The following is a 12,558-nucleotide window of genomic DNA, read 5'->3' as shown; positions in this document are numbered from 1 at the left end:
GCAATTGGTAGATGTGGGCGACGGGGAGCAGACTGGGACCGTGCGCACCATCCGTGATCTCGACACCGTAGAACTCATCCTCGATGCTCAGGCTCTGCTGGACTCCATCCGCGGGCCCGAACGCGTCATCGATGCCGGCACGCTGCGTGCGCTGGAACAATCTGGCAACTACGTCGTCGGACTCTTCGATCGTGAAGGTAGTGAAGAGCGAATGGTGGGTGCGTCAATCGCGTTCTTCGGTGCGCCGGGCAAGCGCACGATGCACTCGCACATCACCGCTCTGCTGCCCGAATACCGTGGGCGCGGCTGGGGGCGTGAGCTGAAAGAGCACCAGCGACAGTGGGCGTTCTCTCGCGACGTTGGGCGCATCACCTGGACGTTCGATCCGCTTGTCGCGCGCAACGCCCACTTCTTCCTGACCGTGCTCGGAGCGCGCGTTACCGGCTATACCGTGAACAACTACGGGATTTTCGGCGGTGGTGACGCGGGCGATGAGAGTGATCGACTCGACGTCGGTTGGGCCCTCGCCGACATCGCGAAAGCGCCGGATGCTGACGCCGTTGTTGCGACGTTGGAAATTCCTCGAGATGTCGAAGAGATGCGCATTTCCGATCCTGACGGGGCACACGAGTGGCGCGTGCGTCTTCGGACGCAAATGGAAGAGATGCACGGACGTGGCCTCCACATCGCGGGCTTCGACGTCACACGCGGGTACCTTTTCACCGAATAGCTCACCGAGTAGCTCATCCACGCGCGCGCCGAATAGGCGAGCCGCGGCCGGTGAAGTGCGCGGATAGTATGGAGGGTGCCCGGATTCTCGGGCGAACCCCCGCCGCATCCGACCATTGGAGCCACCATGGCCGAACAGTCCCGCCTCGATAAGGTCATCAGCCTCGCCCGCCACCGCGGGTTCGTCTTCCAAGCAGGTGAGATCTACGGCGGTTCGCGCTCGGCGTGGGACTACGGGCCCCTCGGCACCGAACTCAAAGAGAACATCCGTCGACAGTGGTGGCAGACCTTCGTTCGCGGACGCGGCGACATGGTCGGCCTTGACTCGTCGATCATCCTCCCCAAGCGCGTGTGGGAGGCCTCCGGCCACGTCGCCACCTTCAGCGACCCGCTCGTCGAGTGCCTCAGCTGTCACAAGCGCTTCCGTGCGGACACCCTCACCGAAGACTTCGAGGCGCGCAAGGGTCGTGCCCCCGAGGGTGGACTCGCTGGCATCGGGTGCCCGAACTGCGGCAACAAGGGTCAGTGGACCGAGCCCAAGGAATTCTCCGGACTGGTGAAGACCTACCTCGGCGTCGTCGATGACGAGTCCGGGCTGTTCTACCTGCGCCCCGAAACTGCGCAGGGCATCTTCGTGAACTTCACGAACGTTCTCACCGCGAGCCGCAAGAAGCCGCCGTTCGGCATCGGCCAGGTCGGCAAGGCGTTCCGCAACGAGATCACGCCAGGAAACTTCATCTTCCGCACGCGCGAGTTCGAGCAGATGGAGATCGAGTACTTCGTGCCGCCCGCCGAAGCGCAAGAGTGGTTCGATCACTGGGTCGAGGCGTGTTGGGCCTGGTTCATCGACTTGGGCATCACTCCTGAGAACATGCGCCAGTTCGACGTGCCAGAGGATGAGCGTGCGCACTACTCCGCCGGCACGATCGACTTCGAGTACAAGTTCGGCTTCCCCGGCAAAGAGTGGGGCGAGCTCATGGGTGTCGCCAACCGCACCGACTACGACCTCAACAGCCACTCCGAGGCATCCGGTCAGAGCCTGTCGTACTTCGACCAGGCATCCGGCGAGCGCTACACGCCCTACGTGATCGAGCCGTCCTTCGGTCTCACTCGCTCGATGATGGCGTTCCTCGTCGACGCCTATGTCGAAGAAGAAGTGCCGAACGCGAAGGGCGGCACCGACGTACGTACTGTGCTCAAGCTCGACCCGCGTCTGGCGCCGGTCAAGGTCGCTGTTCTTCCGCTGTCGCGGAACGAGAGGCTCTCGCCGCTCGCCCGTGAGGTTGCGGATTCGCTGCGTGGTCGCTGGGCGATCGACTTCGACGACGCCGGCGCGATCGGTCGTCGCTACCGTCGCCAGGACGAGATCGGCACGCCGTTCTGCGTCACGGTCGACTTCGACTCGCTCGATGACCACGCCGTTACCGTGCGCGATAGGGACACAATGGCGCAGGAACGTATCCCTGTCGACGCACTGAACGACTACCTCGCAGATCGCCTCAAGGGCGCCTGAGTGTGATCCCCCGCCCGGTGAGCAGTCGTCGCCGGGTGGGGATCCGTCACTCCTTCACGGTGGGGTGCCATGAGGTGAGGCAACACGGGCGATGCAACGTGGGACGATGCAACGTGGGACGATGGCGGGGTGGAGACGACGACTTTCGCCGCGACAGACGGCTTCCCGCACACCGCCCTCGTCGGAGTGACCGGCCCCGAGCAGACGTTGGCCGTCCAGGGCGATCCGCACAGCGCGCTCGCACTCGCCTCGGTGAGTAAACCGATCAGCGCATGGGGCGTGCTGATCGCCGTCGAGCGTGGGCTCGTCGACCTCGACGAACCTGCCGGGCCCGAGGGGTCGACCCTGCTCAATCTGCTCGATCACACCAGCGGGCTGCCCTTCGAGGGCGAGCAGACCCAGGCGTCCCCTGGCACTCGGCGCATCTACTCGAATGCCGGCTTCGACGTCCTCGGTGCGCACGTCGCTGCGGCCGCCGGCATGGAGTTCTCCGACTGGATGGCTCGCGAGGTCACGGAGCCGCTCGGGATGCGCGACAGTGACGTGACCGGGCGTCCCTCCGCCGGCTACAGCGCCTCGATCGAGGACCTGCTGATCTTCGGCCGCGAGGTGCTGCGTCCGACGCTGGTCCCCATGGCTCTCCGTGATCTCACGCTCATGGTCTCGCGCCCCGGGCTTCGGGGAGTCGTCCCCGGCTACGGCTCGTTCGACGACAATCAGTGGGGTCTGGGGTTCGAATTGAAGGGGACGAAGAGCCCGCACTGGCTGAGCGACTCGTTCGCCCCCGAAACGGCAGGGCACTTCGGCGGGCAGGGGAGCTTCCTCTTCATCGACCGCTCCCGCGACATCGCCGCGGCCTTCCTCTCCGGGGTGGCCTTCGGTGGAGAACACAAGCGCATCTGGCCGCCGCTCACCGACGAGATCGTCGCGCGCTACGGCAAGCGCTGACCGCTGGTCACTTTGTGACGGTGATGACCGCGTACGCGTCGTCGCCGGCTTCGGTCCAGGCGAGCGTGCTCTCCAGGATGCCGCGGAGCACCTCGAGATCGACTTTCTCGAGGTCCTTGATGTAGAGGCATCCCTTGCCCGTCGTGTGCGAGCCGAGTCGGGCGAGCTCATCGCTGTGCCTGGCGGTGTCGTCCAGGTAGATCGTCGATGCGCTCTTGCGCGGAGCGAAGGCGAGCACGGGCATGTCGCCCTCGTTGCCGGTGGGGTAACGGTAGTGGCAGCTGCCGAACCCGATGATCGTGCCCCACAGCTCGGGCTCGCGACCGGCGATCTCCTGAAGAAGAGACGTCAGGGTCTCGGCATCCCGCCGCCGGACTGCTGGCGTGACATCCGAGATGAAGGCGGCGACGCTGCCGCCGGTTGGTTTCACTTTGCGGCCTTTGCCGCTGCTTTCATCGCCTTCTTGTGTTCGCGCACCTTAGCGAGCGACTCGGGTGAGACGATGTCGGCGACGCTCCGGAGCGCACCTTCGTCGCCGTAGGGGGCGGACGCTTCGCGCCATCCGCCTCCGGCGAAGCCGTACTGCTTGCCGAGCAGCGCGAGGAAGATCTTCGCCTTCAGTTCACCGAATCCCGGGAGCTTCTTCAATCTGCGCAGAACTTCGGCGCCATCTGGAGCGTCGCGCGTCCAGAGGGCCGCAGCATCTCCGTCCCACTCGTCAACGAGTTCTTGGCAGAGCGTCTGCACGCGGGTCGCCATAGATCCTGGGTAGCGGTGCACCGCCGGCGTCTGGCGGAAAGCGTCAAGAAGATCCTCCGGGTCCATGCTTGCGATGGTCGTAGCATCCACCGCCCCGGTGCGCTGCTCGATCTTGAGTGGACCTGCGAATGCAGTCTCCATCGGAACCTGCTGGTCCAGAAGCATCCCGACAAGGAGCGCGAGGGGGTTGTCCGAAAGGAGGCGGTCAGCGTAAGCATCGCCGGTGATGTGCAGTTCTTGCATGTCTCTAGTCTGTCAGCGCGATGATGAGAGTCGCCGCAGCAAGCGCGATCGTGACGGGGGTCATCGTGAATCGCTCGAGTCGGCTGCGTGAAATCGCATTCATGAGAATGCCGAGAGCAAAGTAGCCGAAGAGGACCCAGGTCGCGACCAGCACGAATGCGCTGTCACCGCCCGGGATCACGCCCGCGCGGCTGAGCAGCACTGCTGCTATCGCGACGTAGAGAACCACAGAGACCACACTGCCGATGCGAAGTCGCGTAGGCAGCACCTTGTGTTGGCCACCCCAGACGAAGTGGCCGAGCGGTAGCCCAAGCGCTACGAGCACTTGCAGCGCTGTGAGGGCGGCAAGAAGCACCAAGGTACTTGTGAGAGCAAGCACAATCATGCGAACCTCAGTTCGTCGAGCCAGCGAGCCATGAGTTCGTGCGCGCGAACACCGTAGTCCAGCGTCGCCCGGCGGAACCGTGCGACATCGCGAAACGGCTCCGGTATCGGTGTTGCATCGATCTCGATTCGCAGTGCGGTGAGTCGTTCGAGATCCGCGGTGGTGCGTCGGCGAAGCAGAGTGACGACTTCTGCGCGATCTTCGGGCGCCATACTGCCCAGCAGATACACCTTCGCAAGCGCGCCTTGTTCGGCGTCCGACTCCGTGATCGGCGAAAGCATCCAGTCGCGCCACGCTTCACGGCCGGACTCGGTGATGGCATAGAGATGCTTCGGACGACCAGGGCCGCTGAAGACTTGTTTTGTCGCCCATCCCTGCGAATCGAGCATCCCGAGTGCCCGCTGGATGCTGCCGAGGCTGGCCGAGTAGAAGAGGGAGATGTCGGCGGTGAATCGTTTGCGTACTTCGTACGCGGAGAGGGGTCCGTGAATCAGGAGACCAAGAATCAGAAACTGCACGCCACGAGTATATACCTCATAGGTAGATTGCGACCTCGTTGGCAACTATTGGTTCCGGTCAGTGAGTGACTAGATGTCGGCCAGCGTAGGCGTGCACTATAAATGTGACTGATGCGAGGGATAGCCGATGGGGGATTCCCTGATGCTGCGACGGTGCGGATAGTGGAAGCAAGTTCACTCTGCACGAAGAAGGATATTCAATGACGAATACAGTTCCTAACCAGTCACACACGGTACGAAGGGCGGGGGCGCTTCAAGGAGGACTGCTGCTCGCCGGTAGCTGCATGCCGGTGCTCGGGTCGGTGCTCATCACGCCCGTGCTGCCGCAACTCTCCGCGCACTTCGCAGACGTGGCGGGCTCCGAGGTGCTCGTGCCGATGATCGTTGCCATCCCGGCGCTGATGATCGCAATCTTCGCGCCGTTCGCGGGTCAAATCGTCGACAGGCTCGGCCGCAAGACGCTCCTGATCGCCGCGATGTTCGCATACGCCATTGCGGGCACGGCGCCCGCGTGGTTGGAAGGGCTCCCGGAGATCCTCATCAGCCGCGTGCTTGTCGGCGTGTGCGAGGCCGCGATCATGACCGTGTGTACGACCATGATCGTCGACTACTTCCACGAGCCGGGTCGACGCGACAAGTACCTCGGACTGCAGACAGTCACCACTACTCTCGCCGCGACGGTGTTCATCATCCTCGGTGGTGCACTCGGTGTCGGGGGCTGGCACATGCCCTTCTGGGTCTACGCGCTCAGTCTGGTGATCGCCGTGCCGATGATCTTCTCCCTCTGGGAGCCCTCGCGCGCCGAGGTGGGCGAAGCACGCGCGGCCTCGGCGGTCAAGACACCGATTCCCTGGCGCCGTATCCGTATGCCCCTGATCGTCACTGTCTTCGGCGGGTTCAGCTTCTACGTGATCGTTATCGAGGCGAGCTACCTCGTCGTCGGCACAGGGATAGCTGCGACCGACACCGCCACGATTGGGCTCGTTGCAGCGGTCGCCTCGCTCGCGACTGCGATCGGCGGGCTCCTCTTCGCTCGTCTTGCGAAGGGCCGAGCGGGTCGCCTGCTGCCTGTTGCGTTCGGGCTCCAGGCGGTCGGGATGCTCGTGATCTGGGCTGTACCTGGCCTACCAGGGGTCATTATCGGCGCGATCATCGCCTCCTTCGGATCGGGGCTCCTGCTGCCGTCGTTGGTGACATGGGTCGTCGCCGCGACGCAGTTCGAAGATCGTGGACGAGTCACGGGCTGGTGGACGGCCGCGTTCTTCCTCGGACAGTTCTTGACGCCCATCCTGATGGGCGCAATCGGCGTCGGCGTTGGCGGCCTGTCCGTCGCAGTCGGCATCGTGGGCATCGTGGCGGCAGTCGTGGCGCTTCTTATGGGCCTTGGACTGCGGCGTTCTGCGCGGGCGCCCGTCGCCAGCTGACGAACGCTTCGATGGGTTCAGGTCGCACTTTCTGCCGCTCTGGTCGCGGTATAACGGCAGAAAGTGCGACCTGGACGCTGCGGGATATCCGGCTCAGGCCGACTCGGCCTCGGATGCTTCGGCTTCGGCCTCGCCCGTGATGCCGTACAGCGTCTCCAGGGCGGCGGCGAAATCGTCGCCGCGACCCTGGGCTGCGAGCTCATGTGCACGCGTAGTCGGTGTGTGCGTCAGGACACCGGCGAGGTGGCGCATAGCCTGTTCGACCTTGCCGCCGTCATCGCCGCGGGCGCGGGCACGGTCGATCTCCGCTTCCATGAGCGAGAAGATGTGCGAGCGGAACGCCACGACCGCCGGAGTCACGCTCTGCCGATCGCCGACAACATTGAAAGTATCCGCGGCATCGCGCACGACGCTGCGTGCGGCATCGGTCGCTTGCAACTCTTCGAGCGGTGCGTGCAGACGGATCGTTTCAAGGTCAAGCAGCGCGACGCCCTCAAGGTTTGCGACCCCTGGATCGACGTTGCGAGGCATGCCCAGATCGATGACGAGTTGAGAGGACACAGTCGACGCGCCCATGGGGCAACCGCCCGCCGCGCCGCTCACCGGTGCCTGTAGATGCTGCGGGCCGAGCACCGGCTCGGTCGCTGTCGTGCAGGTGATCAGCAGGCTCGAGCGGGATGCCGTGCGGGCATAGTCCTTGTCGAAGACGGCGGTGATGTCATGCTTCTTCGCAAAGAGCTCGGCGCGGCCAGACGGGGAGTAGACGGAGATGTCTGTGGCACCGCGTTCGCGCAAAGTGGCGAGAGTGACGGCTGCGTAGGCACCGGTTCCGACCAGCAACACGCGCTCAGCGGCCCAGTCGGCGATGCGGCTGTCGGCGAGCTCGAGCGAGAGACGCACGAGCGAGCGGCCGGCGCGGCCGATCGCGGTGACGTTCTTCACCTTGCGCTGTGCCTGACTTGCGCGCTGGAACAGACGCTCAAGTTCGGGAGAGGTCGTCCCCTCCTTGCGAGCGGACTTCAGCGCGCGGCGCACCTGGCCAGCGATCTCGCCCTCACCGGGGACGACGGATTCCAGACCGGATGCCACGGCGAACAGGTGTTCAGCAACGCGACGACCCGAATGCACTGCGTAAGCGCCATCGAGTTCTTCGGTGGGGATGCCGGTGGTCTGTTCGATCGCCTCGAGAACAGCCTCAACGCCCACCGCGCCGGCGGCAGTCAGCGGTTCATCCACCTCGACGTACGCTTCGAAGCGATTGCATGTCGACAGGACAACGGCCCCCTGCACGCACGGAGCGAGGCGAAGTAGATTCGGCGCAACGTCGTCAGGGGTGCGGCTCAGTCGTTCGAGCATATCGAAGGAGGCGGTCTTGTGACTCGCCGTCACGCACAGCAGCACCCGTACATTCTACGCTGACCTCTGGGCGGCCTGCTGACTGCCGCTTCTACGGTGACGCTCTCCTGCCGATCCATAGGGCTCAGATGGGAGGATGGTTGCATGCCTGCATCCCACGCCCCGCTGCTACGCGCGCTCGCCGGAGACCGTCCAGAACAGACGCCCGTTTGGTTTATGCGTCAGGCAGGTCGATCCCTGCCCGAATACCGCGAATTGCGCGTCGGTACCCGGATGCTGGATGCCTGCCTCACCCCGGAACTCGCTGCTGAGATCACCCTGCAGCCCGTGCGACGCCACGCGTCGACGCTGCGGTCTTCTTCAGCGACATCGTCATTCCACTGCGTCTCGCCGGTGTCGATGTCGTCATCGAGCCGGGCCGTGGGCCGGTGTTCGCTGACCCGGTGCGCACTCTCGCCGACGTCGATCGGATCACCGCGATCGATCCCGGCTCCATCGATATGACGGCCATCACCGATGCAGTGCGCATTGTGACCGCAGAGCTCGGGGACACCCCACTGATCGGTTTTGCCGGTGCACCATTCACTCTCGCCGCATACCTGGTCGAGGGCGGGCCTTCCAAGGAACACCTGCGTGCCAGGGCGATGATGCACACTGATCCCGCCGCCTGGAACCGACTGGCGGGCTGGCTTTCACGCGTCTCGCGCCGCTTCCTCGAGACGCAGCGCGATGCGGGGGCTGCGACCGTGCAGCTGTTCGACTCGTGGGCGGGCTCCCTCAAACCTGCCGACTATCGCACGTTCATCGCGCCGCACTCGAAGGCAGCGGCGACGAACATGGGCGTCCCCGTCATCCACTTCGGAGTCGGCACCGGACCCTTCTTGGATGACATGCGCCTCGACGGTACGGCATCCGCTGTCGGTGTCGACTGGCGTCAACCGCTCGATGAGGCTGCTCGAATTCTCGGCCCTGACGTCACCGTCCAGGGCAACATCGATCCGGCGCTGCTCTCGGCGCGTGGGAGGTGCTCGAAGCGCACGTCATCGACGTTCTTGAGCGCGGGCGCGCCGCTCGGGCGCACATCCTGAACCTCGGCCACGGCGTGCCCCCCGACACCGACCCCGACCAGCTCACCCGCATCGTCGAGCTGGTGCACTCGCGCTCGGAGGCAGCGCAGTCATGAGCGACGCCGGCATGAACGGCACCGGCGCGAACGGAACCCCCGATCTGGCCGGCCGCGCTGCCGCCCGTCATGTCATTGTCATCGGCGGCGGTATCGGCGGCCTTGTCGCCGCCCGCGAGTGCGCGAAGGTCGGAATGCACGTGACGCTGGTTGAAGCCGCGTCGACGCTCGGCGGTGCGATCCGTCGCGCTGAACTCGACGGTGTCGTGGTGGATGCCGGTGCCGAAAGCTATGCGACGCGCGGCGGCCACGTGCGAGAGGTGCTCGACGAGCTCGCCCTTGCCGATCGAATCGTCACGCCCAATCCGGCCGGTGCCTGGCTGGTCGGCGTGCCCGGGGTCGAGGCTGCGCCGCTGCCGAAGGGCGGCATCCTCGGTATCCCGTCCAATCCATTCGCCGACGATGTCCGACGCATCATCGGGTGGTCCGGTGCCTGGCGTGCGTACGTCGACCGCCTGCGTCCCCCGTTGACGATCGGTCAGGAGCACAGCCTCGGAAAGCTCGTCGCGAGGCGAATGGGCGACAAAGTACGCGATCGACTGGTCGCGCCGGTGACGGCTGGTGTCTACTCCGCGCACCCCGATGACATCGATACCGAAGTTGCAGCCCCCGGCCTGAACGAAGCGCTTACTCGGGCCGGTTCGCTGTCGGGCGGTGTCGTTCAACTGCTTGCCGAACGCACCGACCGTGCGAAGAAAGCGCCCGGATCGGCCGTTGAAGCGCTCGCCGGCGGCATGAGTGCACTCGTTGACGCGCTTGAGGCCGACCTCCTGAAGTTGGGTGCGGTCGTGCGTACCGGCGCCGATGTGCAGGCTCTGGTTCGCGAGGGTGAACGGTGGGCTGTCGCATTTCCGGTGCTTCCGGACGCAGCCAAGGACGAGGGTGCCCAGGGTGAGGGCGTGGACGCAGATCCGGTCATCGAGACGCTCACCGCCGATGCCGTCATCATCGCCACCACCGAACCTGTTGCACGCACGCTGCTCGCTGGCCACGTAGCGGACCTCGGCGTCGCGGGGACGGCGCCCGAGATCGAAATCGTGAGTTTATTGCTCGATGCGCCGGCTCTGGATGCTGCCCCGCGCGGCACCGGTGTGCTGACTGTCCCCGGCAGCCACACGGCAAAGGCGCTCACCCACGCGACGGCGAAGTGGGCGTGGCTGCGTGAGACGGCGGGCGCTCGCCACATTGTGCGGGTCTCGTTCGGCGCGCAGGGTGAGCCGGCCGCGACTGCTCAGCTCGATGATGCGTCCGCAGCCCAGCTCGCACTAGCGGAAGCATCGAAGTTGCTCGGGGTGCCGTTGGCCGCGTCGACGCTCGTCTCCGCACATCGCGCACGCTTCACGCAAGCGCAGCCGGCGTCGTTGATCGGAGCGGCCGATCGACGACGCGCGATCCGCTCTGCCGTGCAGAAAGTGGAGGGCCTGGCCGTCGTGGGCGCATGGCTGGCCGGCACCGGACTTGCGCAGGTCGTTCCCGACGCAAAGAAAGAATCCGATCGACTGCGGCGTTCCCTGTTGTGGGAATGACTCGGTATTTTGATCCCGAACTGCCTCAGTCTGTCAACCCCCTGAAGGTTAGATGCCGTTTTCGGCATATGGCGTTACGCTGGAACCCGGCCGTTGGCACCTGCGCTGCGGCTCGACCCGAACAACGTAAGGAGACCCCATGAAGGGGAAGATCGGACTTGTCATCGGCGTCGGCGTCGGTTACGTCCTCGGCACGCGCGCCGGACGCGAGCGTTACGAGCAGATCAAGACTCAGTGGTTGAAGGTGTGGCACCTTGACCCTGTGCAAGACCAGGTCACCAAGGCCAAGGCTTTTGTCAGTGACCGGACGGCCGCTGTTCCCGGAGCGATCTGGAACGGTGTCGTCAAGGTCGCTAAGGCGGCCGGAAACGCCAAGACCCCTGGCCAGAAGCTCGACTCGGTGATCGTCACTGGCAAAGAAGCGGTCGATGATGTCGCTGCCGCGGCCGACGAGGTCGTAGCGAAGGCCGAGAAGCCGATTACGAAGCGTGCTCCGGCGAAGAAGCCCACAACGAACGGTAAGTGAAATGGTCCGCGGATACCGTGATCGCGCAGACGACAGTTTTCTGACCCTCGTCGCGACCTGCCCGACCTCGTCAGCAAACTCGTCAAGGCTGAGATCGAGGCCGCCAAGACTTGGATCTCGCGCACCGCGAAGGATGCCGGGATTGGTAGCGTCTGGTTCCTCATCGCGCTGTTCTTCCTGTTCTGGCTGATCCCGATGATCCTGGTTTTTGCCGTCGCGGGCCTCTCGTCGTGGTGGCCGGTTTGGCTGTCTGCCCTGGCTGTGATCGGGCTGCTGCTGCTCTGCGTGCTCGTGTGCGCGGTGTTCGGGATCGTGAAGTTCCGAAAGGTGCTGCGTCGGGAAAACCCGGGTCAGGCGATCGCAACTGATGTTCGAATTGTGAAGGATGCCGGTGATGACAAGCTCTGAATTGAACCTGCCCCGCACCGCTGTTCCTGCGGGACTCACTGACCCCGTGGCATCCGCTCGGGCCGAGCTCAAGGCGGCACTCGCCGCGATCGAGGTCAAGGGAAACCTTCCTCGTCGCATCGAGAAGGCGTCGGTAAGAGGCGCCGCGAAGGCCCGCGTCTTCGCCGATCGCAATCCGGTGGGGGCGATGGCGGCAGTCGCCGGTCTCGCGGCGCTCGCCGGGGGCCTCGTCTGGGCAGTCGCGCGCGCCATCGCTCGCTGAGCATCCCTGGGTCGCTGGTGCTGAACCGCGCCGCTCCGTGAGCCTGTCGAGGGTGCGCATTCGCTCCTTTCCTCGGAAAGGGGCACACTGGATGTATGTCCGATGTAAGCGAAGAGAACCCGGCCGGTTTCACCCTCTGGGCGGTGTGGCGACGTAATCCTGATGCCCCCGTTGTCGAAACGGATGCGACTGAGTTGGAGACAATCTCGGGCTACATCACCGACTCCGGCGTCACGATTCGTGGCTTCTACGACGTGAGCGGCCTTCGTGCTGACGCCGACCTGATGGTGTGGCTGCACGGCGACACCGCAGAAGACCTGCAAAAGGCACTGCGGCGCCTGCGTCGGACCGAACTGCTGCGCACTCTGTTGCCCGTGTGGAACGCGCTCGGCGTGCACCGTGACGCCGAATTCAACCGGCGCCACGTCCCCGGATTCCTGCGCGGCGTCGAGCCGAAGCAGTGGCTCTGCCTCTACCCGTTCGTGCGCAGCCATGAGTGGTACTTGCTTCCCGAAGAAGAGCGCAGCAAGATGCTCGCGGACCACGGTCGGAAGGGCGCGACGCACACCGGCGTCATTGCCAACACCGTCGCGGCGTTCGCGCTGGGCGACTACGAGTGGTTGCTGCCGCTCGAGGCAGATGACGTCACGGAACTCGTTGATCTCATGCGCGACCTTCGCTACACCGATGCTCGTCGCCACGTTCGCGAGGAGGTGCCCTTCTTCACCGGGCGCCGGTTGCGGTTCGACGAGATCGCGGACGTTCTGCAGTAGGCCGG

14 protein-coding genes and 1 pseudogene are annotated in these 12,558 nt (G+C 64.9%); 10 read left to right on the top strand and 5 right to left on the bottom strand.

Annotated elements, in window-relative coordinates; translation table 11 throughout:
- The first annotated feature begins 40 nt into the window (after positions 1-40).
- From DC31_RS02435 to DC31_RS02425, 3 genes are all read left to right on the top strand, one after another.
- Positions 41-730 carry a GNAT family N-acetyltransferase gene (locus tag DC31_RS02435; RefSeq protein ID WP_036276897.1) on the top strand — a complete coding sequence of 230 codons (690 nt, stop codon included), beginning with the start codon at positions 41-43 and terminating at the stop codon, positions 728-730.
- A gap of 126 nt (positions 731-856) precedes the next feature.
- Entirely contained in the window at positions 857-2,242 is a 1,386-nt protein-coding gene (locus DC31_RS02430) for a glycine--tRNA ligase (protein WP_036276543.1), read from the top strand.
- A 129-nt stretch (positions 2,243-2,371) separates the two neighbouring features.
- A complete protein-coding gene (locus tag DC31_RS02425) occupies positions 2,372-3,190 on the top strand; it encodes a serine hydrolase domain-containing protein (RefSeq protein ID WP_036276538.1) in 819 nt (272 codons plus the stop codon).
- Positions 3,191-3,197: 7 nt separating this feature from the next.
- Here the strand turns inward: DC31_RS02425 and DC31_RS02420 are convergent, their stop codons facing one another.
- The 4 genes from DC31_RS02420 to DC31_RS02405 are packed head-to-tail and all read right to left on the bottom strand — an operon-like array spanning position 3,198 to position 5,095.
- Positions 3,198-3,620, bottom strand: coding sequence for a DUF1801 domain-containing protein (locus DC31_RS02420; RefSeq protein WP_036276535.1), 423 nt, complete (start codon positions 3,618-3,620; stop codon positions 3,198-3,200).
- Entirely contained in the window at positions 3,617-4,192 is a 576-nt protein-coding gene (locus tag DC31_RS02415; protein ID WP_036276532.1) for an HhH-GPD-type base excision DNA repair protein, read from the bottom strand. Before DC31_RS02415 ends, DC31_RS02420 begins: the two co-directional genes overlap by 4 nt.
- A gap of 4 nt (positions 4,193-4,196) precedes the next feature.
- Positions 4,197-4,577: a hypothetical protein gene (locus DC31_RS02410; RefSeq protein WP_036276528.1), complete on the bottom strand. Its 381-nt coding sequence runs from the start codon at positions 4,575-4,577 to the stop codon at positions 4,197-4,199.
- Complete coding sequence (locus DC31_RS02405; RefSeq protein ID WP_051606332.1) at positions 4,574-5,095, bottom strand: PadR family transcriptional regulator; 522 nt, start codon at positions 5,093-5,095, stop codon at positions 4,574-4,576. Before DC31_RS02405 ends, DC31_RS02410 begins: the two co-directional genes overlap by 4 nt.
- A 200-nt stretch (positions 5,096-5,295) precedes the next feature.
- On the opposite strand from DC31_RS02405, the gene DC31_RS02400 reads away from it, so the two are divergent.
- Positions 5,296-6,519: an MFS transporter gene (locus DC31_RS02400; RefSeq protein WP_036276526.1), complete on the top strand. Its 1,224-nt coding sequence runs from the start codon at positions 5,296-5,298 to the stop codon at positions 6,517-6,519.
- Between the two features lie 93 nt (positions 6,520-6,612).
- Here the strand turns inward: DC31_RS02400 and DC31_RS02395 are convergent, their stop codons facing one another.
- Positions 6,613-7,920 carry a glutamyl-tRNA reductase gene (locus tag DC31_RS02395; protein ID WP_036276523.1) on the bottom strand — a complete coding sequence of 436 codons (1,308 nt, stop codon included), beginning with the start codon at positions 7,918-7,920 and terminating at the stop codon, positions 6,613-6,615.
- 99 nt (positions 7,921-8,019) lie between these two features.
- Here DC31_RS02395 and hemE point away from each other — a divergent pair.
- From hemE to hemQ, 6 genes and pseudogenes are all read left to right on the top strand, one after another.
- Positions 8,020-9,058, top strand: a pseudogene (hemE, locus tag DC31_RS02390) (uroporphyrinogen decarboxylase).
- The gene (hemG, locus tag DC31_RS02385) at positions 9,055-10,584 is read left to right on the top strand and encodes a protoporphyrinogen oxidase (RefSeq protein ID WP_235201277.1); all 1,530 of its coding nucleotides are present in this window, start codon (positions 9,055-9,057) and stop codon (positions 10,582-10,584) included. Before hemE ends, hemG begins: the two are co-directional and overlap by 4 nt.
- Positions 10,585-10,723: 139 nt before the next feature.
- Positions 10,724-11,110 carry a hypothetical protein gene (locus DC31_RS02380; RefSeq protein ID WP_036276521.1) on the top strand — a complete coding sequence of 129 codons (387 nt, stop codon included), beginning with the start codon at positions 10,724-10,726 and terminating at the stop codon, positions 11,108-11,110.
- Between the two features lie 57 nt (positions 11,111-11,167).
- Positions 11,168-11,518, top strand: a complete 351-nt coding sequence (locus DC31_RS02375; protein ID WP_327036795.1) for a phage holin family protein — start codon at positions 11,168-11,170, stop codon at positions 11,516-11,518.
- On the top strand, positions 11,505-11,780 hold the full coding sequence (locus DC31_RS02370) for a hypothetical protein (RefSeq protein ID WP_036276518.1): 276 nt from the start codon (positions 11,505-11,507) through the stop codon (positions 11,778-11,780). Before DC31_RS02375 ends, DC31_RS02370 begins: the two co-directional genes overlap by 14 nt.
- Before the next feature lie 95 nt (positions 11,781-11,875).
- Positions 11,876-12,553, top strand: coding sequence for a hydrogen peroxide-dependent heme synthase (gene hemQ, locus DC31_RS02365; RefSeq protein WP_036276517.1), 678 nt, complete (start codon positions 11,876-11,878; stop codon positions 12,551-12,553).
- Positions 12,554-12,558: the final 5 nt, after the last annotated feature.

Source organism: Microbacterium sp. CH12i (assembly GCF_000685355.1).
Classification (GTDB): domain Bacteria; phylum Actinomycetota; class Actinomycetes; order Actinomycetales; family Microbacteriaceae; genus Microbacterium.
The sequence above is the reverse complement of the archived record's forward strand: the minus strand, read 5'-3'. Positions and strand labels throughout refer to the sequence as shown.

Excerpts from the sequence above, each read along its gene's own strand:
- DC31_RS02430 (WP_036276543.1), top strand. The coding sequence starts at position 857 with ATGGCCGAACAGTCCCGCCTCGATAAGGTCATCAGCCTCGCCCGCCAC.
- DC31_RS02415 (WP_036276532.1), bottom strand. The coding sequence starts at position 4,192 with ATGCAAGAACTGCACATCACCGGCGATGCTTACGCTGACCGCCTCCTT.
- DC31_RS02410 (WP_036276528.1), bottom strand. The coding sequence starts at position 4,577 with ATGATTGTGCTTGCTCTCACAAGTACCTTGGTGCTTCTTGCCGCCCTC.
- DC31_RS02400 (WP_036276526.1), top strand. The coding sequence starts at position 5,296 with ATGACGAATACAGTTCCTAACCAGTCACACACGGTACGAAGGGCGGGG.
- hemG (WP_235201277.1), top strand. The coding sequence starts at position 9,055 with ATGAGCGACGCCGGCATGAACGGCACCGGCGCGAACGGAACCCCCGAT.
- DC31_RS02380 (WP_036276521.1), top strand. The coding sequence starts at position 10,724 with ATGAAGGGGAAGATCGGACTTGTCATCGGCGTCGGCGTCGGTTACGTC.
- DC31_RS02370 (WP_036276518.1), top strand. The coding sequence starts at position 11,505 with ATGACAAGCTCTGAATTGAACCTGCCCCGCACCGCTGTTCCTGCGGGA.
- hemQ (WP_036276517.1), top strand. The coding sequence starts at position 11,876 with ATGTCCGATGTAAGCGAAGAGAACCCGGCCGGTTTCACCCTCTGGGCG.